This window comes from Methylosinus sp. is20ea (genome assembly GCF_059718135.1).
Genome location: NZ_AP046088.1, coordinates 1,229,282 through 1,251,727, shown reverse-complemented (window position 1 = coordinate 1,251,727; position 22,446 = coordinate 1,229,282). Strand labels below are relative to the sequence as shown.

The following is a 22,446-nucleotide window of genomic DNA, read 5'->3' as shown; positions in this document are numbered from 1 at the left end:
CCGTTCGAAGCGGTCCGCGCAAGCGCTTTCGGTCAATGCGCGGCGAGGCTCGCATTCCCCTGCAGCTTGCGCAGCAGCTTTTGCGTCACCTCTCCGGTGACGGGGAGGTGGTTGTCGCGCTCGAATTTCTCGATCGCCTGCTTGGTCGCGCCGCCCATCTTGCCGTCGGCATGCAGCGCAAAGCCGAGCTTGGCGAGAGCGCGCTGCGCGGTCAGCACATTCTTGTCGGCGTCCTCGGCCTTCGGCGTCTCCTTATGCGGCCCCTTGCCGAGCAGCGCGCCGATCGCGTCGCGCTTCTCGGCGTGCGCGGGCTCTGGGTTGGCCGCCGCGGTCTTGGCCGTCACGGGCTTGGCCGCCGCGAGCTTGGCCATGACCGCGGCAAGCGGGGCGGGCGCGGGCTGCGCCGCTTGGAGCTGCGCCGCTTGGGGCTGGGCCGGCGTCGCCGCGGCTTGTGGGCGCGCGGGCGGCAGCGGCGCTTGCGTCTCGACCTCGGGGCGCGGCGCTGGCGCGAAGGAGCGGAACAGCGGCGCCGGATGGCGCCCGTCCTGGAAGTAGAGCGCGTTCAAGGGCACGCCGATCGCGGTCGCGCCGGCGAGGCAGAGGAAGACGATTCCGCGCCGACGTCCGCCGAACAGCTTCGTCAGCGCGCCTTTTTTGGCCTTGGCCTTGCCGCCGCGGCCGCGCCGCTGCGTCTCGCCGCGATCCTCGTCGCGGAGCAGGAAATCGTGATTGGTGGCGGCGAGGGCTTCACGCAATTTTCTTCACCCTGTCTTCGGCGGCCTCGAGCTCGTCGGCGGGACGAATGACGCCGCGGCGGGCGATCGTCTCGATCCTGGCGAGAGCGGGGGCCTTGTTCTGAAAGGGACGGCAATCGAGCGGCAGGCGCACGGTGACGCTGGTGCCGCAGCGCGGCGCGCTCTCGACGGCGATGGTTCCGCCATGCAGGCCGACGAGGCCGCGCACCACGGAGAGGCCGAGGCCGGTGCCCTCATAGGCGCGATCATGACAGGCGCTGGCCTGGAAGAAAGGATCGCCGAGCCGGCCGAGATCAGAGGCGGAAATGCCGATGCCGCTGTCGCTGACCGCGAGGGCGAGGCAATTGCCGTCGGGATAGAGGCGGATGCGCACGCGGCCATTGGCCGGCGTGAACTTCACCGCATTGGAGAGGAGGTTGATGATGATCTGCTTGCAGGCGCGCTTGTCGCCGACGATCTCCTCGAGCCGGTCGGGATAATCGCGCGTCATCGTCACATGGCCCTGCTCGGCCTTGAGCTGCATCATGCTCACGCATTGCTCGACGAGCTCGGGCAGGGAGAAGGGCTCGGGCGAAATCTGCATCGATCCCGATTCGATCTTCGACATGTCGAGGATGGTGTTGACGACAGCGAGCAGATGCTGGCCCGAATTGCGAATGATCTCGGCATATTCGCGGCGCTTGGCCGGATCGACCGGCGCGAGCTGCTCGCTCGCCAGCATTTCCGAGAAGCCGATGATGGCGTTGAGCGGCGTGCGCAGCTCATGGCTGACATTGGCGAGGAAGCGCGTCTTGCTGGCGGCGGCCATCTCGCTCTCGCGGCGCGCCGCCTCGATCGTCTCGGCGGCGTGGCGCTCGGAGGTCACATCGCGCAGAATGCAGACGACGCAAGCCGAGTGGGCGTCCTCGGCGGCCTCCACCAGGCTGCTGCGCGCCTCGAAGAAGTGGAACACCGGCTCGTTGAACTCGCCGATCTCGTTGCGCGCATGGCCGATGCGCAGCCGCAGCGTCGCCCGCATCGACTCGCGGGTGGCGATGGCGTCGGAGACGAGCTTGAGAAAGGCCGGCCGATCGGCGACATGGACGCGCTGAAAAAAGCCGCGCCCCATCAATTCGCGCGCGTCGAGCCCATAGGCCTTGGCCGCGTCGCCGACGACGGAGGAGACCGCGCCGCCCTCGTCGAAGCCGATGACGAGATCGCCGGCCGCCTCGGAGACGAGCCGCAGATCGCGGGCGTTGCGCGCCTCCGCGCGCGCGCGGACCGTCTCGACCCGGGCGGCGCCGCGGGCGAGCAGAACGACATAGAGGACGAGCGGCGTCGCGAGCAGCGTCTCGAAAAAGCCGCCGCCGGCGGCCGCGGTCAAAGCGGCGGCGGCGAGCACGGCGAGCGACGCCGATGCGACCGCCGAGACCAGCGCGAGGTCGCAGGCGAAGGTCGCCTCGATGAGGGCCAGCGCTCCGAAAGGCGCCGCCGCGCCGGCGTGGTCGCCGGTGAAGAGGCAGGCCGCCGCGAGCGCGAGCCAGCCGAAGGCGGCGATGGATTGCGCGGTTTTCAGATCGTCGAGGCGCAGCAGAGCGACGACCGACAGCAATGGCAATTGCGCCAGCGCGAAGATCGCGCTCTCACTGAGCGTCGGCGCGCCATTGACGACGATCCACAGCGGCGCGGCGATGAGCACGCCGGCGGAAAGGATCAGATGCGACAGAAGGAAGGCTTCGCGCCGCGCGCGCTCCATCGAATCGACCGCGCGTCCGGATTGCGCCAGACGCTCGACCCATTCGCTCGACATAGCCGCCCAAGGCGCCGTTGGCTTACGCAAAATCACGCTCCCGATTGCGGACAATGTGACAAACCGGTCTTAAGTGACTGCTAAACCGACCACAGAAATGGAAGAAATCCGTTTTGGCGCGGCGCCGAAAGCGGCTTATGGTTTGCGACTTCTTAGCTCTGCGGCCGCGTTTGCGCCTGCGGCGCGCGCGCATCTTCGCCAGCGGCCGCATTTACGAAGCGGTAAGGCGCGGGGGCGATCGTTTGTCTCGCGCACGGCGGGGGGCTCGTCGGCGAAGCGAGGCGGCGTCCGTGGGATTTCTCTTCAAGACATTGTTTTTTTTGAGCGTCGTTTTTCTCGTCATCATGCGTGACGCGGAGCAGCGTCCCGCGCCGCGCGAGCGTGCCGCGGCGGCGCGCGCTTCCGCGACAGCTCCGGCCAAGTCGCAAGCCGCATCCGCCAAGCCCGAGCCCTCGCCGGTCGCGGCGGCGCGCGGCGTCCTCTCCGAGCTCGCCGACGAGGCCGTCGGCAAAATCACCGCCGTCGCGCGCGACCATTGTCTGGCGCATCCTATGGAATGCCTGCAGGCCGCGGAGAAAATCGGCCGGGCGACGGCGGTCGAGCCGCCGCGGCGGCCCGCCGGCCTCGGCGCGGCGCCGTGATTGCATCGCTGCCGGCGATTGCGCCAAAACGGACAGTGGCCATATAACTGTCGGTAGGCGTCTCCAGTGGGCGAGCGGACAATGGTGATAGACGAGATCATCGGCAATTTCGAAATGCTCGACGAGTGGGAGGATCGATATCGATATCTCATCGAGCTCGGCCGCACTCTGGAGCCTTTGCCGGACGAAGCCCACACCGAGGAGAACAAGGTGCGCGGCTGCGCGAGCCAGGTCTGGCTCGAGAGCAAGGTGATTCGGGAGGGCCGCGGCGCGCCGATTCTGTCGCTGCGCGGCGACAGCGACGCGCATATCGTTCGCGGCCTGGTGGCGCTGATCCTGGCGCTCTATTCCGGCCGGCCGGCGGACGAGATCGCCGGCCTCGACGCCATGCCGATCTTCACCGAGCTCGGCCTCGCCCAGCATCTGACGCCCCAGCGCACCAATGGCGTTCGCTCCATGGTCGAGCGCATCAAGAACGAGGCTCGCGCCGCTCTGGCGGCGTGACGCGCGGGCCCCCACCCCAACCCTCCCCCGCCATGCGGGAGAGAGAGCGGACTCGGCCTTTCGTTCAGAATTTCGCGCGACGCCGATCGTTTGCGTCCCCCTCTCCTGCGCAGCGGGGGAGGGTCGGGGAGGGGGCCTTCCCGGCGATTTGTGCTATCCTGCCTCGTGAGGAAATGAACGAATGAGGCGGGACTCATTTTGCGACCGATCTTCCAGAAACTCCTCCTTTCGGCGCTGATCGCGCTTGTCGCCGTCGCGCCTGCGCGGGCGGCCGATCGTCTGCGTCTCGCGCTGCAAAAGACCGGCTCCGGCGTCTGGGAGATCGCCGTCATCACCGCTTTCGGCCTGGATAAGCAAGCCGGGCTCGAGCTCGCCGTGACCGAGCTCGCCAATACCGACGCCGCCAAGATCGCCATTCAGAGCAGTTCGGCCGATATCGTCGTCTCCGACTGGCTGTGGGTCGCTCGCCAGCGCGCCGAGGGCGCGACGCTCACCTTCTATCCGCATTCGACCGCCATAGGCGCGCTCATGGCGCGGGATCGTTCGGTACGGAACATCGCCGATCTCGCGGGGAAGAAAATCGGCGTCGCCGGCGGGCCGCTCGACAAGAGCTGGCTGATGCTGCGCGCCTATGCGCAGCGCTCTGGGATCGATCTCGAGAAGGCGGCGACGATCGTCTATGGCGCGCCGCCGCTGATCGCCGAAAAGGCCGCCGAGGGCGAGCTCGACGCCGCGCTCGAATTCTGGAATTTCGCCGCCGATCTCGAGGCGCGCGGGCTCTCTCGCGTCCTTGATCTTCGCCGAGTGGAGACGGCGCTCGGCGCCAAGGGCGCGCCCGTCGTCACCGGCTATGTGTTCGACGAGGGCTTCGCCGCGAAGAACGCCGAGGCGCTGACGCGCTTCTTCGCCATGATCGACAAGGCCAGACATTTGATCGCGACCTCCGACGCCGCCTGGCGCGTCGCCCTGCAGCGCATTACGACCAAGGACCCTGCCGTGCTCGCGCTCTACCGCAAGAGCTATGCGGAAGGCATTCCCGCCCGCAGCGTCGCGGAGGAGCGGGTGGATGCGGCCACGCTCTACGCCACTCTCGCCGAGATCGGCGGCCCGGCGCTGGTCGGTCGCGCGAAGGCATTGCCCGCAGGAACCTTCTACGAGGCCGCCCCGGCGAGCGCGGCGCGGTGATTCGTCTTTTCTCGCTGCTGCTGCTGCTGGCGCTCTGGCAGGGCGCGGCGCTTTTCGCCGATCCACGCCGCCTGCCGGGGCCCGTCCCCGTTTTCGAGGCGATGGCGCATGAGGCCGAAACCGGCGCTCTGTTCACCAATCTCGGCGCGACGCTCGCGCGCGTCGCGGCCTCCTTTCTGCTGGCCATGAGTCTGGGCGCCGCGCTCGGCTACGCCATGGGCCGGCGGCGGGCGCTGGATCGGCTGTTCGATCCCTGGCTGGTCATTCTCCTCAATCTGCCGGCGCTGGTGGTCATTGTGCTGGCCTATCTGTGGGCCGGCCTCACTGAGGCCGCCGCCATCGGCGCGGTGGCGCTGAACAAGCTGCCCAACGCCATTGTCGTGATGCGCGAAGGCGCCCGCGCGCTCGACCACGAGCTGGACGAGATGGCCGAGGTCTTCCGCCTGCGCCCGGCGGCGCGGTTGCGGCATATCGTCCTGCCGCAGCTCGCGCCCTATATCGCCGCGGCGACGCGCTCGGGGCTCTCGTTGGTGTGGAAGATCGTGCTGGTGGTGGAGCTGATCGGCCGCTCCAATGGCGTCGGCTTCGAGATCAATATGGCGTTTCAGCTTTTCGACGTGCGTTTGCTGCTCGCCTATGCGATTCCCTTCGTCCTGCTGATGCTCGCCGTCGAAACTCTCCTGGTGCAGCCCTTTGAACGACATGTCTCGCGATGGCGCCGCCGCCCTGCTCGAGGTCAGGGTCTCGCATAAGGACTATCTCTCCGGCGGCGGCCGGCCGCAGCGCGCGCTCGAAAATCTCGGCTTCTCTCTCCCCGTCGGCCGCGCCGGCGCGGTCGTCGGTCCGTCGGGCTGCGGCAAGACGACATTGCTGCGCATCATCGCCGGGCTCGACACGGAATTTTCCGGCGAGGTGACGCTTCCCGCCGGCGGGCGGCTCGGCATGGTGTTTCAGGAGCCGCGCCTTTTGCCCTGGCGCAGCGTCGTCGACAATCTGCGCATCGCCGCGCCGCAGGCGAGCGAGGAGGCGCTCGCCGCGCTGATCGCCGCGCTCGAGCTCGAGGAGCATGCGCAGCATTTTCCCGGCGAATTATCGCTCGGTCTCGCGCGCCGCGTCGCGCTCGCGCGGGCGCTGGCGATCGAGCCGGATCTGCTGCTGCTGGACGAGCCTTTCGTCTCGCTCGACGATGCGCTGGCGCGCGATCTGCGCGCGCGCATCGCCGCGCTCATCGACGAGCGTCATGTGACGACGCTGATCGTCACCCATGATCTGCGCGAGGCGATCGAGCTCGCCGATGTGATTTTTCTTCTGTCGCCGCGCCCGGCGCGCGTCGGCGCGACGCTCGATGTGGCGACGCCGCGCCGGCTGATGACGAGAGAGGCCGCCGATGCGCTGGAGGCGCGGGCGCGCAAGGAGATAGAGGCGATGCGCGGGAGGTGAGGCCCCCTCCCCAGCCCTTGCGCTATCGGCTTTACACATAGCGAGACACTGCGGCCATGACGTCGTGGGGGCGAGGTGGATGCGCGCATCCGATAGCCCGCTGCGCGCGAGAGGGGTAGGTTTCGCGCTTCATCGAAGTTTCGCGCAACAATTGCCGCCTTCCCTCTCCCGCGAAAGCGGGGGAGGGTGAGGGAGGGGGCGCGCTACAACTTCGATAGAAAGGCCGCAAAACGCAGCGAGCCTTCCGGCCAAGGCCCATGGCCGCTATCGGCGTTGATGTGCCCGGCTGCGCCGGCGTCGACCAGTTCCGCCCCTATGTCCTGCGCCAATGCGCGCGAGAAGCCGGCCTCCGCATAAGGGTCGTCCGAGCTGGCGACGAGAAGCGCGGGAAAGCGCAGCCGCTGGCGCGGAATGGGGAGAAAGGCGCGATCGATCGCGGTCAGCTCTCCGATCGCCTGCTCCGATGGCGGCGCGACGAGAAAGGCGCCGGCGATGTTCTTGCCCCCACGCGCGGCGAGATGCAGCGCCGCTATGCCGCCGAGCGAATGCGTGACCAGCACCACGGGGCGCGTCGCCGCGGCGATCTCGCGGTCTATGGTCTCGATCCATTCGGGAAAGCGCGGCGCGTCGAAATCCGCCTGCGCCACGCAGCGCGCGGTGGAGAGCTTCTTCGCCCAGCGCGTCTGCCAGTGCTCGAGGCCGGAGCCGCCGAGCCCTGGCAGGATCAGAATATCCGCATCCGCTGCGCGCATGTTTCCTCCGACAATTCCACTCCCTCATCCTGAGGCGCTTTTTGCGGAACGCAAAAAGCCTCGAAGGATGCTCCAGAGGGCGACCCTTCGAGACGGCCCTGCGGGCCTCCTCAGGGTGAGGGGGCTGTGCTCGAGACGCCGAGCAATTCCTCGTTCAGCGCTTTGGCGATGAGGCCGCGCGTCTCGTCAACGCCGAAGAGCGCGACGAAGGAGCCGAAGCGCGGGCCGCGGCTCTCGCCGAGCAGAACCTCATAGAGCATGTTGAAGAAATCATTCGACACGCCCGGCCGTTCCGGCGTCGCGCCTTTCGCCTTCAAATCCTGATATCGCGGCACGGCGCGCGCGACATCATAGAGCGCGGTCTGAATATCCTCGGCGCTGGCGTCCTTCGGCAGCGAGGCGAGTGTCTGCGACAAAGTCGTCAGCACGCCGCGCTCCGCTTCGTCGGCGGCGCGATATTTTTTCGCCGGCCGCACGAAATCGCGGAAATAGGCGACCGCATAGCCGACGAGCTTATCCAGACGCGGATGATTCTGCGGCGACACATTCGGCGCATAGCGTCGCAGAAAGCCCCACAGCACCGAGGAATCCTCGGCATTGGCGACGGTCGCGAGATTGAGCAGCATGGAGAAGGAGATCGTTGTTCCTTTGGCGTCGCCGTCATGGGCGAGCGTCTCCGGCGCCGGCGGCGCGCCGAAATGAATGTGCCACGCCGGATTGCCGAGCCGCTCCTTCCACGCCTGTCGCTGATAGGCCTCGAGGAAGGAGAGGTAATCATCGACATTGCGCGGAATGACGTCGAAATAGAGCTTCTTGGCCGCGCTCGGCTTTTGAAACATGAATTGCGCGAGGCTCTCGGGGCTGGCGTAGGTCAGCCACTCCTCGATGGTGAGGCCATTGCCCTTGGACTTGGAAATCTTCTGGCCCTTCTCGTCGAGGAAGAGCTCGTAATTGAAACCCTCCGGCGGACGGCCGCCGAGCGCGCGCACGATCGCCGAGGACAACTTCACCGAGTCGATGAGGTCCTTGCCGGCCATTTCGTAATCGACGGAGAGCGCATACCAGCGCATCGCCCAATCGGGCTTCCATTGCAGCTTGCAGTGGCCGCCGGTGACGGGCGTGACGAAGGCTTCGCCGCTCTCGGGATCGCGCCAGGAGATCGTCCCCGCCGCCGCATCGATGGAATCGAGCGGAACCTGCATGACGATTCCCGTATGCGGGTGAACCGGCAGGAAGGGGGAATATGTCGCCGCGCGCTCCTCGCGGAACGTCGGCAGCATGATCTTCATCACCTCCTCATAGCGCGCCAGCATATGCAGCAGCGCCGCGTCGAAACGGCCGGAGGTGTAATATTCCGTCGAGGAGGCGAATTCATATTTGAAACCGAAGGCGTCGAGAAAGGCGCGCAGCCGCGCGTTGTTGTGCGCGCCGAAGCTCTCATGCGTGCCGAACGGGTCCGGCACCTTGGTCAGCGGCTTGCCGAGATGGGCGCGGACCAGCTCCTTATTGGGGATGTTGTCGGGCACTTTGCGCAGCCCGTCCATATCGTCCGAGAAGGCGAGCAGGCGCGTCTCGATCTTTCCCTCGGTCAGCACCTCGAAGGCGTGGCGCACCATGGAGGTGCGCGCCACCTCGCCGAAAGTGCCGATATGCGGCAGGCCGGAGGGGCCATAGCCGGTCTCGAACAGCACTTTGGTCTGGCCGGTCTCGGCCACGCGTTTGACGAGCTTGCGCGCCTCTTCGAACGGCCAGGCCGGCGAGACGCGGGCGGCTTCGAGGAGATCGGCGGGCAAGGGCTCGGACGTGGGCATGATGCGGCTTTTGTTGCGGTTGCGAAGAGGGGCGCACACTATGGGCGCCGGGCGGAGGCGTCAACGCGTGGGGCGGCGCGGGGCCTATCGATCGCGCAATCTTCCAGTCCCCTCACCCTGAGGAGCCTGCGCAGCAGGCGTCTCGAAGGGCGAGGGGCCGCCACAATCCCGACGTTCCGTCTTCCCGCGGCGAGCGGCCAAACCAGGAAGGGCGTCGAGATCGCCGCGCGTCAGCGCTTCCTTCTTGGCCCGGCTCCAGCCCTTGATCCGCCGTTCTGTCGCGATGGCTTCCGTCAGCCGCTCGAAATGCGCCGACCAGAGAAGGCGAACCGGCCGGCGCGTCGCCGTGAACCCTTCATGGATTCCCTGATTGTGCTCGCTGACGCGTTCGTCGACGTCTTTGCGTGTCAGGCCAGTGTAATAGGCGCCGTCGGCACAGAGCAGCATGTAGACGGTCGCCCCTTCGATCGGCATCGCAGCCCACGTGCTTCGAGACGGCCGCTTCGCGGCCTCCTCAGCATGAGGGTTGCTTATTGTTGCTGCAAGGTGAAACCGTCACTTCCCGCCCTCTCTCACCCCCAGCTCATACCCCGTCCACAGCGCGATCGCCGCGAGCGCGACGTCGACGAGCGCCACTGGCCAATAGGGCATCACCTCAGCGACGCGCGGCTGCAGCCAGTGCGTCGCGCCCGCCACCAGAAGGGCGAAGGGAAGCAGGCCGGCGAAGACGAGCGGCGCCGGACGGCCCAGCGCGCGGAAGCGCTTGGCCGAGAGGTTGACGAAGCTCACCGCGATCAGCAGCACGGCGAGCGAATAGAACGCGAGATAGGCGTAGGCGACCACCGTCTGCCAGACGAAGAACGGGTCCTTCGACAGATCGTGATCCGTATAGGGGAAGAGCGCCAGCCAGATCAGCGTCAGCGGGACGAGGACCGCCAGCAGGCCCGCGACGCCGCAGCGCCAGCCGGCGCGGTCGAGGCTTCCCTCCTCGGTGCGATAGAGGAAGCTCAAGCGCTCGCGCGAGGGCAGCTCCATCAGTCCCTCAGCAGCTCGTTGATCGCCGTCTTGCCGCGCGTCTGCGCGTCCACCGTCTTGACGATGACGGCGCAATAGAGCGACGGGCCGGCCGAGCCGTCCGGCAGCGGCTTGCCCGGCAGATTGCCCGACACCACGACCGAATAGGGCGGCACATAGCCGATGTGGATCTGGCCGGTGGCGCGGTCGATCACCTTGGTCGAGGCGCCGATGAACACGCCCATGGAAATCACCGAGCCCTGGCCGACGACGACGCCCTCGACGATCTCCGAGCGCGCGCCGATGAAGCAATCGTCCTCGATGATGGTGGGACCGGCCTGCAGCGGCTCCAGCACGCCGCCAATGCCGACGCCGCCGGAAAGATGCACATTCTTGCCGATCTGCGCGCAGGAGCCGACCGTGGCCCAAGTGTCGACCATGGTCCCCGCGTCCACATAGGCGCCGAGATTGACGAAGGAGGGCATGAGTATGACGCCCGGCGCGACAAAGGCCGAGTGGCGCACGATCGCGCCCGGCACGGAGCGAAAGCCCGCGGCCTTATGCTCGGCCGCGCTCCAGCCGGCGAATTTGGAGGGGACTTTGTCCCACCAGCTCGCGCCGCCCGGCCCGCCCTCGATCACGCTCATATCGTTGAGGCGGAAGGAGAGAAGCACAGCCTTCTTCAGCCATTGATTGACCTTCCAGGAGCCGGCTCCGGTCGCGCCCTCGATCTTCTCGGCGACGCGCAGCTTGCCCGAATCGAGCAGACGCAGCGCGCTCTCGACCGCGTGGCGAATGTCGCCCTGCGTGGAGGCGTCGATATTGGCCCTGTCTTCGAAGGCGGTGGTGATGAGGTTCTCGAGACCAGTGTGCGGCATGAAATCGTCTAGCTCCGAGACGGCGCGGGCAGGCGGCCCGTGGGAAGGGTCAGGGCTATAGGCGGCAAGGCCGCCGCCCTGTCAATCGCGGAAATAGGGGCCGATCGCCGCGCCGGCGGCGGGACGTCTTTCCCGCCCGCGGCGCATTCTTTCCCGCGGCCGCGGGGGCGTGGCGGGGGTAGGGTCCGCCGCCGTCGCCACAGAAGCGACGCAGAGCGAGGGAGCCTTCATCATGTCCTCGGCCCGAGCGAGACGCCTCTTGGCCGCCGTCCTCCTGATTCTCGCGCCGCTGACGGCGGCGGCGGCGGACCGAAGCCGCGCCGATATAGAGAGACTGATCGCCGCCTCCGCCGGAGGGTCGGCAGCGCTCACCGATCTCGACCTTTCCGGCCTCGATCTCTCCGGCCTCGATCTGCGGCGCGCCGATCTCTTCGCCACGCGGCTCGCCGGGGCGAAGCTCGTCGGCGCGCGGCTTGGCGAGGCCAATCTCACCCGCGCCGATCTGCGCGAGGCGAATCTGTCGGGCGCCGATCTTTCGGGCGCGATCCTCTATGCCGCCATTCTCGACGAGGCGGATTTTTCCGGCGCCGATCTGACCCGCGCCCGCATCATCGGCGGCGGCCGCGGCGCGCGCTTCGTGAAGGCGAGACTAGTGGAGGCCGATCTCGGCGCCGATCCCGCCAATCAGGGCATGGTCCCGGTGCGCGCCGATCTCTCCGCCGCGATCTTCGACGGCGCCGATCTGACCGGCGCCAATCTCACCCATGCGGTTTTGACCTCGGCGCGCTTTTCCGGCGCCAGCCTGCGCAATGCGCGGCTCGATCACGCCAAGCTCGGCGACGCCGATCTCTCCGGCGCCGACATCGCCGGCGCGAGCTTCCACGGCGCCGATCTCGATGGCGCGCGGCTGCCGGCGGGCGTCGCGCGTTAGGCCCTGCGCGGGACCGCCAGAGCGGGCGCCCTGCGCTCGCCGAGCTTGCGTTTCAGCCGTCGCCAGCCGATGACGATTCCGGTGACGCTGAGCGCAAAGCCCGCGCCATTGAGCGCCAACATGAGCGCGTCCCACAAAGGCCGCGCCGCGAGCAGCGCCGGCGCGTCCCAGCTGTGCAGAAAGGCGAACAGCCAGCGGCTCGTGCGGCGCCCGGAATCGAGCTTGCCGAGCACGGCGCCTGTATGCGGGTCGATATGCGCCCAGGTTCCGGCGTCGTCGTTGAATTCCAAGCGCAGCACAGGGAGGCGTTTGTCGACGTCGCCATGCATCGTGTGCGGCGCGCGTGCGAAATAATAGAAGTCATAAGTCTCCATCACCCTCGCCGCCGTGACTTTCGCGCCGGGGACGAGCCGCGCGCCGAGCCGCTTCAATTCCTCGAGCGGCAGCATGAATGCGGGCGCAGCGTCGGCCTCTGCACGCAAGATTCGCGTCGCGCCGCCGGCGCCGAAGCCGACATAATAGCCGGCGCCGTCGATGACGCGCAGCTCGAGCTCGCGCGCCGAGAATCCATCATCGGCGAATTTTGTCAGCGCTTCGGCGATGGAAAGACGGAAGCGCTCGGGCGCGAGCGCGCCGCCATAATAGGCTTTGGCGTCGAAGGCCGATTTCGTCTCGAAGATTTTCCAAGGGTTCATCGACATCATGCCGCTGAACACGAAAGTGACCGCCGTCGCGCCGCCGATGAGGCCGACGATATGGTGCCATTTCATCATGCCTTCGCGATAGGGCGTGCGCGCGCCGGTCTTATAGGGCGCGCGAAAGCGCCAGCGCATCACTCCGACAGCGAGGCCGGTGACGGCGAGCACGGTTCCGATGAGCGAGGAATAGACGACGATATCGTGCCAATAGGCCTCGAACCAGCCGCCACGGAGCGGATAGAGCCAATGGATCCAGGCGCCGGCCCAGTTCCAGAGGCGCTCCGTCCGCGTCGCGTCGCGGACCACTTCTCCGGTGATGGAGGAGACATAGAGCAAGGTGGACTCCGCATCGGACATGTAGACGAGATGCAATGGGCGCAGACCGTCGAGCGCCTTGGAATGCGTCCATTGATCCTCGTCGACGATGCCGTCATAGCGCGCCTCGCCGCCGAGGAAGGCGCGCGCCGAAGCGACGGCGTCGTCCTCGAAGATGCTGGTCACACGCGCGCCGTCGCCCGCGCGAATGGCGGTCCATTTCGGCGCGCCCTCGCGCGCGCGGCGCGCGACGATGAAAGTCGACGCGCCGGCGATGCTGGTGAGGCGGACGGATTGCGGCGCGCCGCTCTCTCCCGCAGCGTCGAAAGCGCGGGAAAGAGCGACGCAGCAGCGCGCCGGATCGAGCGGCGGCAGCGCCGCCAGCCGCTCCGATGGCAGCAGCTTCGGATAGCCGACATACATCATGACGACGCCCGAGAAGAACCACATGGCCATGAAGAGACAGAGCCCGATCCCGAGCCAGCGATGAGCGAGATAGAGATATCTCTTCATGTCAGCCTCCCTTTAAAAGGTCATCTTCAGCGACAATTCGACCGTGCGCGGCTGGCCGAGCCGCAACAGCGGCGTCGAGCCGCCCCATTCCGCATAGGCCGCGTCGGTGACGTTCTTCACCATGGCGGTCAGCTTGGCATTGGGCATTATGCGCCAGGAGAGGCCCATGTCGAAGACCGTATAGGCCGGCATGCGCATGGTGTTGGCGTTGTCCGCGAAACGATCGCCGACGAAGCGCGTCGCGAAGGTCGCCTGCCAATCGGGCAGGAAATCCCAAGTGATCCAGCCATTGGCGATCCAGCGCGCCATATTGGTCGGCCGATTGCCCGCGCGCGACACGCGCACAGTGGCGCCGGCGATCGTCGCCGCCTCCTCGAAGGTCTCGAATTTTGGATTGATCCAGGCGGCGTTGCCCTGCACGCTGAGATTATCCAGCAGCTGCACGCCGACATTGGCTTCTATGCCGTTCGACGATTGCTTGCCGACATTGATGACATTGTTCGGGTTGGCGGGATCGGAAGTCGTGAGATTGTTGCGCTCGATGAAATAGCCCGCGAGAGTCGCCGAGCCTTTGCCGTTCCAGAAATCGAGCTTCGTTCCCGCCTCGATCTGCCAGCCGGTGGTGAGATCGAAATTGCGCACGCCGCCGGCGTTGTTGGTGAGCAGAATGCCGGACGGCGGATCGGCCGCCGTGCTGTAGGAGACATAGACATTGGCCTCCTTGGTCACATCGTACATCAGCGCGGCGCGCCAGGTGATCGGCTCATAGCCCTTGCCGAAATAGGCCGGATCGCCGAAAGGATTGGACGCGCTCGGCGCGGTCGGAACGCGAAAGTTGAAGCGCTCGAGGCTGATCTTCTCCCAGCGCAGCCCGGTGACGAGATGCAGCCGCTCGGTCAGCGACAGGCGATTCTCGGCGAAGAGCGCGAGCGTGTAGAGCTTGCTGCGCGCGCCGCCCACATAGCTCGTCGCCGATGGATTGTCCTGATAGAGCTTATAGGCCTGATAGCCGTAAGGGTCGACGGAATCGACGATCTGGCTCGATGATTCGAGGCTCGGATTGCGGGTCTGCTCGTTGACCGAATAATCAATGCCGGCGATCGTCTTCGATTTGACGCCGAAGATTGTCGTCTCATTCGTCGCCTCCAGCCGGTCGCCGATGAGGCTCTGAATATGGCGCGTCGCCAGCGACGAGCTGCGATCGAGCAGCGTGTTCGTCGCATTGTAGCGATAGGATTCGACGTCCTGATATTGCCGGTCGGCGCGATAGAGATAGAAGGTGTTTTTGAAACTCGTCTCTTCGTCGAGCTTGTATTCCGCAATGTCGCGCGCCCACAGCACCTGCTGGTCGAAGACCGGCTTCAGGCTGTTGTAGTTCTTGAAGCGCACGCCGGGATCGAATTTGAGATCGAGCGCCGGCAGGCCGAAGGTTCCCCAGGCGATCGTGCCCGCGCCGCCGAGCGGACGCGGAACCGGCGTGCCCCAATAGGCGTCGCGCTGCTCGCTCTGAAACTCCACCGCGACCGTGTTGGAGAGGCCGGGCGCGATATCGGTCAGCCAGGAAATGGAGCCGGCGCCGGAATTGTGATTGGAATCCTCGACCCAGCCCTGCGAGCCTTTGTAGCTCAGATCGAATTGCAGCCAATTATTCTCGTCGAGCTGCTTGTTGAAGCCATAGGAGGCGCGGCGATTGAACCACATGCCGCCCATCAGCAGCGCCTCGTTGCGCTCCTCGCCGCGCGTGGCGACCTTGCTGACGTAATTCACCGCGCCGCCGACGGCGCCCTGGCCGTAGAGATAGGAGGAGGCGCCGCCGAGAAGCTCGATGCGGTCGTAGAGCCAGCTGTCGACGGGGCGGCCGGCGATGGCGTCATATTGCACGGTGATGCCGTTGAACATCTGTGTCACCGACGACGCGCCGAAGCCGCGCAGGCTGATCGAGCCGGCCGAGCCCGGCGGATCAGAGGCGATGACGCCGGGCATGCGCTGAATGACTTCCTGAGTCGTCTGCGCGCCGCGCGCCTCGATCGTCGCGCGATCGACGATGGAGACGGAGGAGGGCGTCTCGCGCGGCGTCAGGCCGAGGCGGCTGCCGGTCTGCGAGGTGACATCGAGCTGCAGCTTGCCATTCGGTGGTTGCAATTTCCCGCGCGAGGGACCGGCGGCGGGGCGCTGCTCGCCGGAAATGTCGATCGTCGGCAGCGTTTCCTGCGCGACGGCGGATGAGAAGGCGACGAAGGATAATGCGCCGGCGGATGCGCCGCGCATGAGAATATTGCGAAACATGGTGAGGACTCCTGCCGCGACGCGTCTGACGCGCGCGCGATTCCGAGAAAGATGAGCGGACCGAAGACCGCGATTCGTTTCGGATCAGGAGAGAGCGGGCGGGGCGCGCGACGACCAGCTGCTGGCCCAGCCTATAGGCGTGGTGGGATCGGCGACGTCGGCGCTATGCGGCGGAAGGCTCGAATGCGGATCGGGCGGCGGTGAAAGGACGACGACGCACCAGAGGGCCGCGAGGGTCAGCGCCGCGCCGCGCGCGCCGAGCGCGCAGAACATGCATTGTTCGCAGGACGAGTGGCCGCCATGCGGAAGCTCGGCGTCGTTCCGCCCGCTGCAGAACTCGGGCGCGGTCGTCTGAATTTCGCTCCAGCCGGCGGCGGCGCGCGTCTGTTCCGCGAGCGTCGGACCAGCGGCGACGATGAAACCCTGCAGCGCGAGAAAGCAGGCGAGCGCGCGCGCGATCATGCTCGCTCCGAAACGCCTATGTGCTCTCGCCCGCATCATGGGGTATTCAAGAGAGACTGCGCTCTACAGTCAAGGCGGCGGTAGAAAGAAGCCTATACCGTTGCCAAAATGTTACAATCCGATCGACAGCGGATCGACTGTCTCACTTTGTCGCGATCAGCCCTTCCAAAAACCCCGCGAGATCATTGGTCGCGAAATCCACATGCGGCTCGCGTCCATGGGCGATCTCCCAGGACTCGCGCTTCTCCTCATGGCCGGCTTCCGGCGTCACCAGCACGGTCGTCATGCCGCGCGCATGTGGAAAGATCAGATTGCGCGCTATGTCCTCGAACAGCGCCGAACGCTTCGGCTCTACGCCATGGCGCTCGAAGAAGCGCTCATAGGCGCCCTCATGCGGCTTGGCGATGAAATCGGCCGCGACGATATCGAAGACATCCTCGAAAATATGATCTATGGCGAGCTGCTTCGCCGTGTCGAGCGCATGCTCGCGCGAGCCATTGGTGAGGATGAGCTTACGGCCCGGCAGCGCCGCGATCGCCGCCGCCAGCGAATGATTCGGCAGCAGCGACGAGCGGTCGACGTCATGGACGAATTTCAAAAAGGTTTCGGCGTCGACGCCATGCTCGGTCATCAGCCCGCGCAGCGTCGTGCCATATTGCTTGTAATAATGCTTCTGCAACGCGCGCGACGACATTCCGTCGAGCCCGAACAGGCGGATCATGAACAAAGTGATCCGATGATCGATCTTCGGCCAGAGATCAGACGACGCCGGATAGAGCGTGTTGTCGAGATCGAAGACCCATGTGTCGACATGGGCGAAGCGATTGGCGATGGTCAGCAGGCGCGGCTGATCGGCGGGCTCTGTCATCGCGCGCGCCGCCTCGTCATCGCGCGCGGAGCGACGCGATCGGGGCCGCGGCGCGGCTCCCAGATCGCTTCGTCGCCACGCTCTTCGCTGTCAATCCGTCACCTCGTGATCAGCGTGCCCGCGCCATGATCGGTCAGCAGCTCGATCAGCACGGCGTGCGGCAGCTTGCCGTCGAGGATCACGACGCCCTCGACGCCGCGCTCGATCGCATACATGCAGGTCTCGACCTTGGGGATCATGCCGCCGGTGATGGTTCCGTCGGCGACGAGGCCCGGAATATCGGAGACTTTCAGCTCCTTGATGAGCTGCTTGTTCTTGTCGAGCACGCCGGGAACGTCGGTGAGGAACAGAAGGCGCTTGGCGCCGAGCGCGCCGGCGATGGCGCCGGCGAAAGTGTCGGCGTTGATGTTGTAGGTCTCGCTGTCGAGGCCCTGCGCGACGGGCGCGAGCACGGGGATCAGCTCGCGGCCGAGCAGCTGATCGAGCACTGTGGTGTCGACCTTGGACACCTCGCCGACGAAGCCGAGATCGATCGCCTTGCCGTCCTCGTGATTGGGGCGCGAGAGCTTCTCGGCCGTCACCATGCGGCCATCCTTGCCGCAGAGGCCGATGGCGCGGCCGCCCTCGGAATTGATGAAGCCGACGATCTGCTTGTTGATATAGCCGGCGAGCACCATCTCGACGATTTCCATCGTCGCCTTGTCGGTGACGCGCAGCCCATCGGCGAATTCGGATTTTATGCCGAGCTTGCCGAGCATGGCGCCGATCTGCGGGCCGCCGCCATGCACAACGACGGGGTTCACGCCCGATTGCTCGAGCAGCACCATGTCGCGGGAGAAGTCGCGCGCGACCGTGTCGTCGCCCATGGCGTGGCCGCCATATTTCACCACGACGGTCGCCTCGTCATAGCGCAGCATATGCGGCAGCGCCTGCATCAGAATACGGGCTTGCTGGAGCGCGTTGTCGGCCGAGTCCTCGGTCATGGGTCCGCCTCTGCTGGGATGAAGCTCGGCCCTGTTAGAAAGGACGAGGCTGCAATATTCAAGCGTTTCGTTCGGCCAGCAGCCGCGCGATCCCGGCTCGAAGCTCAGCGACGCCATCGCCCGTGCGGGAGGAGGTGACGGCGAGGCGCGGGAAGGCGGCCGGGCGCTTGGCCAGCGCGGCCTCCACGGCGGCGACGGCGGCCTCGCGCTCGGAGACTTTCAGCTCGTCGTGCTTGGTCAGCACGATCTGATAGGAGACGGCGGCGCGGTCGAGCAAATCGAACATCTGCTCGTCGAGATCCTTCACGCCGCGGCGGCTGTCGATGAGCACGAAGACGCGGATCAGCGAGGCGCGGCCGCGCAGAAACTCCTCCATCAACCGCGTCCAATTGGCGATCTTCTCTTTGCCGACGGCGGCGTAGCCATAGCCGGGCATGTCGACGAGACGCAGCGGCTCCTCGCCCGGCGCGGCGCCCAGCGCGAAGAAATTGAGCTGCTGCGTGCGCCCCGGCGTGTTGGAGACGCGCGCCAGCGCCTTGCGCCCGGTGAGGGCGTTGAGAAGCGAGGATTTGCCGACATTGGAGCGGCCGGCGAAGGCGATCTCCGGCGGCCCGATCGGCGGCAGATCGCCGGATTTCGCGCTGGCGAATATAAAATCGCACGGGCCGGCGAAGAGCAGCCGGCCCGGCTCGATGAAGTCCTCGTCGCTGGCTTCGGTCAAAGCGCGATCCCGGAGTGGGCTCGCGGCGTGGTCACGCGCCGCGAGGTCACTTGCCGCGAGGTCACTTGCCGCGTGGTCATGTGGGCTTTTTGAAGGAGAATGTCTTCTTCATATTGTCCCACAGCTCGAACTTCACGCCCGCGCGCTTCATGATGATCCATTGCTGGGTGACCGAGAGCACATTGTTCCAGGTCCAGTAGATCACGAGGCCGGAGGCGAAGCTGCCGAGCGAGAAAGTGAAGATCACCGGCATCCAGGCGAAAGCCATTTTCTGGATTTCGTCGGTCGGCTCCGGATTCATCTTCATCTGCGCCCACATGGAGACGCCCATGATGAGCGGCCAGACGCCGAGCCACAGAAACGAGCCGAAGACCGGAATCTGAGTCGGGTCGAAGGGGATGAGCCCGAAGAGGTTGAAGATATTGGTCGGGTCCGGCGCCGAGAGGTCCTTGATCCAGCCATAGAAGGGCGCGTGGCGCATCTCGATGGTGATGACCAGCACCTTATAGAGCGAGAAGAACACCGGAATCTGCAGCAGAGCGGGCAGGCAGCCGCCGGCCGGATTGACCTTCTCGCGGCGGAACAGCTCCATCTGCTCGCGGCTCATCGCCTGCTTGTCGCTGCCGTATTTTTCTTTCAGCGCCGCGATCTTGGGCTGAATTTCCTTCATCTTGGCCACCGCCAGATAGCTCTTGTTGGCGAGCGGCAGGAAGGCGATCTTGACGAGCACGGTGACAGCGAGAATGGCGAGGCCGAAATTGCCGAGCACATGGAACAGGCTGTCGATGATGCGGAACATCGGCCGGGTGAGGAAGTAGAACCATCCCCAATCGATGAGTCGGTCGAACAGCTTGATGCCCTGGCCCTCATAGGCGTCGAGCGTGTCGACGACCTTGGCGCCGGCGAAAATGCGCGAGGCGACCGAGCCGGAGGCGCCCGGCGCGACGGTCAGCGGCGCCTCGACCGTATCGGCCTGATAGGCCTTGGTCGTTCCGGCGCCCGAGGCCGAGAAGCGCGCCACCAGCGTCCTGTCCTGCTGCGGCACCAGCACGGCGGCCCAATATTTCTCCGTGAAGCCGAGCCAGCCGCCCGTCGCCTCGAAGGATTTGGCGCCATGCGGCTCTTTCTCGATCTTCTCGAATTTCAGCTCCTGCAGGCCGGCCTCGCCGAGCACGCCGACGAAGCCCTCGTGCAGCGCGGCGTAGCCGGCGCTCTGCAGCGCGCCGATGCGCGACACGCGCAGATAGGGATAGACGGTCACGGCGCCCTGGCCGTGATTCTCGACGCTGTCCGCGACCGAGAACATATATTGGTCGTCGACCGAGATCTGGCGCTTGAAGACGAGGCCCTGGCCATTGTCGAAGGAGAGCGTCACCGGCTGGCCGGGAGCGAGCGAATCGTGGTCGGCGCTCCACAGCGTCTCGCTCGTCGGCAGGGCCGGCGGGGCCGAATCCTTGTCGGAGGCGAGGAAGCCCGATTCGGCGTAATAGGGTTGCGGCGCGCCCTCCGGGGAGAGCAGCACGATGATCGGGCTCTTTGGGTCGACCGTCTCGTGGTAGTTTTTCAGCGAGACGTCGTCGATGCGCCCGCCCTTCAGCGAGATCGAGCCGGAGATGGAGGGCGTGTCGATGGAGACGCGCTTGCTCTCGGCGAGCGCGGCCTCGCGCGTCTTCTGCGCGGGCTTGGCCGTTGCGACGACCTGCTGCGGCTGCGTCTGCCGGGCGGCCGCGGGCGGGGCCTGATTGGCGGCGGGCTGCGCTGCCGGCTTGGGCTGCGCGCCGGGTTTCGGCTGCTGCGCGAGCTGCGCCTCTTTCTGCTGCCGGTCCAGCTTGGGGAAGGCGTAGAAATAATCCCAGCCGGCGATCAGCAGCATCGACAGGCCGGCCGCGATGAGGACATTCTTCGTATACTCGTTCATGACGCCTGCGGCCTGTCTTTCGAGTTGCGATGGTGGCGCCGGGGCTTGTCGCCGGGCCCGAGCTTCGTCAGTCCGTCCACGATCTGCGCCGTCAATTCCGGAAAGGGCGCCGTCAATGCGTCGGGCCGGGCGACGAAGACATAATCATAGCCCTGGAGACCGGACGCGCCGCTGAGCCGCAGCGCCTCCTTGAGGCGGCGCCGAATGCGATTGCGGCCGACGGCGCCGGCGGTCTTTTTCGTCACGGTGAAGCCGAAGCGCGGCGCATCCGTATCGCCGCCTTCTCGCGCCGCCGCCTGCAGCTTGAAGGCGCGCGCGCCGCGGCTCAGCCCGCTCGCGGCGGCGCGCAGGAACTCACGCCGTTTCCGCAAGCGCTGCGGCTTCGTCTTCCTGGTCGCGGCGGGATTTTTCTCGCTCATGCCTCCCGCCCTCGTCTGGCCGAGAAGCCGGCGAAAATCAGGCGGACAGGCGCTTGCGTCCGCGGGCGCGGCGCGCCGCGAGGACATTGCGGCCGCCGACGGTCGCCATGCGGGCGCGAAATCCATGGCGGCGCTTGCGCACCAATTTGCTGGGTTGATAAGTTCGCTTCACTTGGGGTCTCCGCTCGCTCAGGTCGCCGATTCGAGAGCCGTTCTCGCTTGCGCCGACGGCTCGTCATCGGCCGGCCGCCGCCACGGCCCTCGATCTTTCGTTCAGGTCTCGTCGGGCGTTTCATCGCCCCGCGGCCGCCTCGTTCCGCCTTTTTTGCGGGCGCACAAGCCCCCGCACGAAACGCGTCTTTTCCGACGCCGCGCGGGCATATAGGAGAAAGCCCGCGCATAAGTCAATCGCGAGTCGATCGCGCGGCGCAGCGTGATCGGCGGGCGGGCGCGGCAGGGCTTTCGCGAAGCTTTCGCCGCGGAGTTTGCGTAGCGCCGCGCGGCTTCGCAGCGGGGCGAGCGGCTTGTATAAACGATGACGCCGGTCGATTCGTCCCCCTCGAGAGACGCTGTTCCCGGCTCGCCGCGGCCCTTAGCCGTCGACGATTAAGGTTCTGGTTTGCCGCCGGGCCGAAGGTCAGGGTTTGTTAACCATTACCGCTTAGCGTTTCGACAAATAGATATAGATCTTGGCGGGCGGCCGACGAAGCGCGGCGCATCGTCGACGCTCGGGCGGCGCGACGGCGTCCGGGGGAAGATTTGGTGGAGCTGGGTGGGGACCGAAAATGCGCGTTTTACTGATAGAGGATGACAGCGCGACCGCTCAAAGCATCGAGCTCATGCTCAAATCCGAGAATTTCAACGTCTATACGACGGACCTCGGCGAAGAGGGCATAGATCTCGGAAAGCTCTACGATTACGACATCATCCTGCTCGATTTGAATCTGCCCGACATGTCCGGCTACGAGGTGCTGCGCACCTTGCGCGTCGCCAAGGTCAAGACGCCGATTCTGATCCTGTCCGGCCTCGCCGGCATAGAGGACAAGGTGAAGGGTCTGGGCTTCGGCGCTGACGATTATCTGACGAAACCCTTCCACAAGGACGAGCTGGTGGCGCGCATTCACGCCATTGTTCGCCGCTCGAAGGGCCACGCCCAATCGGTCATCACGACCGGCGACCTCGTCGTCAATCTGGACCAGAAGACGGTGGAGGTCTCGGGCGCGCGCGTGCATCTGACCGGCAAGGAATATCAGATGCTCGAGCTGCTCTCGCTGCGCAAGGGCACGACGCTCACCAAGGAGATGTTCCTCAATCATCTCTATGGCGGGATGGACGAGCCGGAGCTCAAGATCATCGACGTGTTCATCTGCAAGCTGCGCAAGAAGCTCGCCAACGCCAGCGACGGCCGCAACTACATCGAGACGGTATGGGGCCGCGGCTATGTGCTGCGCGAGCCGAGCGAGGCGGACGAGCGCATCACCGCCTGAGGCGGACAGCGCGAGACCAGCGACATCTCATGCGAAGGGGCCCGATTCGGGCCCCTTCGCATGTCGTCGGTCTCGC

The 22,446-nt window shown here is 66.1% G+C and carries 23 protein-coding genes; 7 read left to right on the top strand and 16 right to left on the bottom strand.

Translation table 11 applies throughout. The annotated features are described in order from the left end of the window. Positions 1-32: 32 nt before the first annotated feature. Together AC6IY7_RS05695 and AC6IY7_RS05690 are read right to left on the bottom strand one after the other, a co-directional pair. Positions 33-755: a peptidoglycan-binding domain-containing protein gene (locus tag AC6IY7_RS05695; protein ID WP_497782106.1), complete on the bottom strand. Its 723-nt coding sequence runs from the start codon at positions 753-755 to the stop codon at positions 33-35. After that, the gene (locus AC6IY7_RS05690; RefSeq protein WP_497782105.1) at positions 748-2,544 is read right to left on the bottom strand and encodes a sensor histidine kinase; all 1,797 of its coding nucleotides are present in this window, start codon (positions 2,542-2,544) and stop codon (positions 748-750) included. The genes AC6IY7_RS05695 and AC6IY7_RS05690 overlap by 8 nt, the downstream gene beginning before the upstream one ends. Before the next feature lie 290 nt (positions 2,545-2,834). Between AC6IY7_RS05690 and AC6IY7_RS05685 the strand changes: the two genes are divergently transcribed. The 5 genes from AC6IY7_RS05685 (at position 2,835) to AC6IY7_RS05665 (ending at position 6,314) form a co-directional block, all read left to right on the top strand. Continuing rightward, positions 2,835-3,185 carry a hypothetical protein gene (locus tag AC6IY7_RS05685; protein WP_497782104.1) on the top strand — a complete coding sequence of 117 codons (351 nt, stop codon included), beginning with the start codon at positions 2,835-2,837 and terminating at the stop codon, positions 3,183-3,185. Between the two features lie 81 nt (positions 3,186-3,266). Further along, entirely contained in the window at positions 3,267-3,689 is a 423-nt protein-coding gene (locus AC6IY7_RS05680) for a SufE family protein (RefSeq protein ID WP_497782788.1), read from the top strand. Between the two features lie 198 nt (positions 3,690-3,887). Next, positions 3,888-4,874, top strand: a complete 987-nt coding sequence (locus AC6IY7_RS05675) for an ABC transporter substrate-binding protein (protein WP_497782103.1) — start codon at positions 3,888-3,890, stop codon at positions 4,872-4,874. After that, positions 4,871-5,626 carry an ABC transporter permease gene (locus AC6IY7_RS05670; RefSeq protein ID WP_497782102.1) on the top strand — a complete coding sequence of 252 codons (756 nt, stop codon included), beginning with the start codon at positions 4,871-4,873 and terminating at the stop codon, positions 5,624-5,626. Before AC6IY7_RS05675 ends, AC6IY7_RS05670 begins: the two co-directional genes overlap by 4 nt. After that, a complete protein-coding gene (locus AC6IY7_RS05665) occupies positions 5,577-6,314 on the top strand; it encodes an ABC transporter ATP-binding protein (RefSeq protein ID WP_497782101.1) in 738 nt (245 codons plus the stop codon). The genes AC6IY7_RS05670 and AC6IY7_RS05665 overlap by 50 nt, the downstream gene beginning before the upstream one ends. 203 nt (positions 6,315-6,517) lie before the next feature. Here the strand turns inward: AC6IY7_RS05665 and AC6IY7_RS05660 are convergent, their stop codons facing one another. From AC6IY7_RS05660 to dapD, 5 genes are all read right to left on the bottom strand, one after another. Then, positions 6,518-7,066, bottom strand: coding sequence for an RBBP9/YdeN family alpha/beta hydrolase (locus AC6IY7_RS05660; RefSeq protein WP_497782100.1), 549 nt, complete (start codon positions 7,064-7,066; stop codon positions 6,518-6,520). Positions 7,067-7,176: 110 nt separating this feature from the next. Then, positions 7,177-8,877 carry a lysine--tRNA ligase gene (locus tag AC6IY7_RS05655; protein ID WP_497782099.1) on the bottom strand — a complete coding sequence of 567 codons (1,701 nt, stop codon included), beginning with the start codon at positions 8,875-8,877 and terminating at the stop codon, positions 7,177-7,179. Between the two features lie 84 nt (positions 8,878-8,961). Further along, entirely contained in the window at positions 8,962-9,324 is a 363-nt protein-coding gene (locus tag AC6IY7_RS05650; RefSeq protein WP_497782098.1) for a GIY-YIG nuclease family protein, read from the bottom strand. Positions 9,325-9,432: 108 nt separating this feature from the next. Next, positions 9,433-9,912, bottom strand: coding sequence for a hypothetical protein (locus AC6IY7_RS05645; RefSeq protein WP_497782097.1), 480 nt, complete (start codon positions 9,910-9,912; stop codon positions 9,433-9,435). After that, entirely contained in the window at positions 9,912-10,769 is an 858-nt protein-coding gene (gene dapD, locus AC6IY7_RS05640) for a 2,3,4,5-tetrahydropyridine-2,6-dicarboxylate N-succinyltransferase (protein ID WP_497782096.1), read from the bottom strand. Before dapD ends, AC6IY7_RS05645 begins: the two co-directional genes overlap by 1 nt. Before the next feature lie 259 nt (positions 10,770-11,028). On the opposite strand from dapD, the gene AC6IY7_RS05635 reads away from it, so the two are divergent. After that, positions 11,029-11,700 carry a pentapeptide repeat-containing protein gene (locus AC6IY7_RS05635; RefSeq protein ID WP_497782095.1) on the top strand — a complete coding sequence of 224 codons (672 nt, stop codon included), beginning with the start codon at positions 11,029-11,031 and terminating at the stop codon, positions 11,698-11,700. Here the strand turns inward: AC6IY7_RS05635 and AC6IY7_RS05630 are convergent. From AC6IY7_RS05630 to rpmH, 9 genes are all read right to left on the bottom strand, one after another. Then, positions 11,697-13,226: a PepSY domain-containing protein gene (locus AC6IY7_RS05630; protein ID WP_497782094.1), complete on the bottom strand. Its 1,530-nt coding sequence runs from the start codon at positions 13,224-13,226 to the stop codon at positions 11,697-11,699. The two genes, AC6IY7_RS05635 and AC6IY7_RS05630, sit on opposite strands and share 4 nt — an antisense overlap. 12 nt (positions 13,227-13,238) lie before the next feature. Next, positions 13,239-15,512 carry a TonB-dependent receptor gene (locus tag AC6IY7_RS05625; RefSeq protein WP_497782093.1) on the bottom strand — a complete coding sequence of 758 codons (2,274 nt, stop codon included), beginning with the start codon at positions 15,510-15,512 and terminating at the stop codon, positions 13,239-13,241. A gap of 84 nt (positions 15,513-15,596) precedes the next feature. Further along, a complete protein-coding gene (locus AC6IY7_RS05620) occupies positions 15,597-15,974 on the bottom strand; it encodes a hypothetical protein (protein WP_497782092.1) in 378 nt (125 codons plus the stop codon). Positions 15,975-16,116: 142 nt separating this feature from the next. Next, positions 16,117-16,842, bottom strand: a complete 726-nt coding sequence (locus AC6IY7_RS05615; protein ID WP_497782091.1) for a pyrimidine 5'-nucleotidase — start codon at positions 16,840-16,842, stop codon at positions 16,117-16,119. Positions 16,843-16,940: 98 nt separating this feature from the next. Then, complete coding sequence (gene argB / locus AC6IY7_RS05610; protein ID WP_497782090.1) at positions 16,941-17,825, bottom strand: acetylglutamate kinase; 885 nt, start codon at positions 17,823-17,825, stop codon at positions 16,941-16,943. 58 nt (positions 17,826-17,883) lie between these two features. Then, positions 17,884-18,546 (bottom strand): ribosome biogenesis GTP-binding protein YihA/YsxC, encoded by a 663-nt coding sequence (gene yihA, locus AC6IY7_RS05605; protein WP_497782089.1) that lies wholly within the window; start codon positions 18,544-18,546, stop codon positions 17,884-17,886. Between the two features lie 76 nt (positions 18,547-18,622). After that, entirely contained in the window at positions 18,623-20,464 is a 1,842-nt protein-coding gene (gene yidC / locus AC6IY7_RS05600; protein WP_497782088.1) for a membrane protein insertase YidC, read from the bottom strand. Next, the gene (rnpA, locus tag AC6IY7_RS05595) at positions 20,461-20,883 is read right to left on the bottom strand and encodes a ribonuclease P protein component (RefSeq protein ID WP_497782087.1); all 423 of its coding nucleotides are present in this window, start codon (positions 20,881-20,883) and stop codon (positions 20,461-20,463) included. The genes yidC and rnpA overlap by 4 nt, the downstream gene beginning before the upstream one ends. Positions 20,884-20,920: 37 nt before the next feature. Continuing rightward, positions 20,921-21,055, bottom strand: coding sequence for a 50S ribosomal protein L34 (rpmH, locus tag AC6IY7_RS05590; protein ID WP_024878470.1), 135 nt, complete (start codon positions 21,053-21,055; stop codon positions 20,921-20,923). Between the two features lie 613 nt (positions 21,056-21,668). Here rpmH and ctrA point away from each other — a divergent pair. Then, a complete protein-coding gene (gene ctrA / locus AC6IY7_RS05585; RefSeq protein WP_196407590.1) occupies positions 21,669-22,370 on the top strand; it encodes a response regulator transcription factor CtrA in 702 nt (233 codons plus the stop codon). The last annotated feature ends 76 nt before the right edge of the window (positions 22,371-22,446 follow it).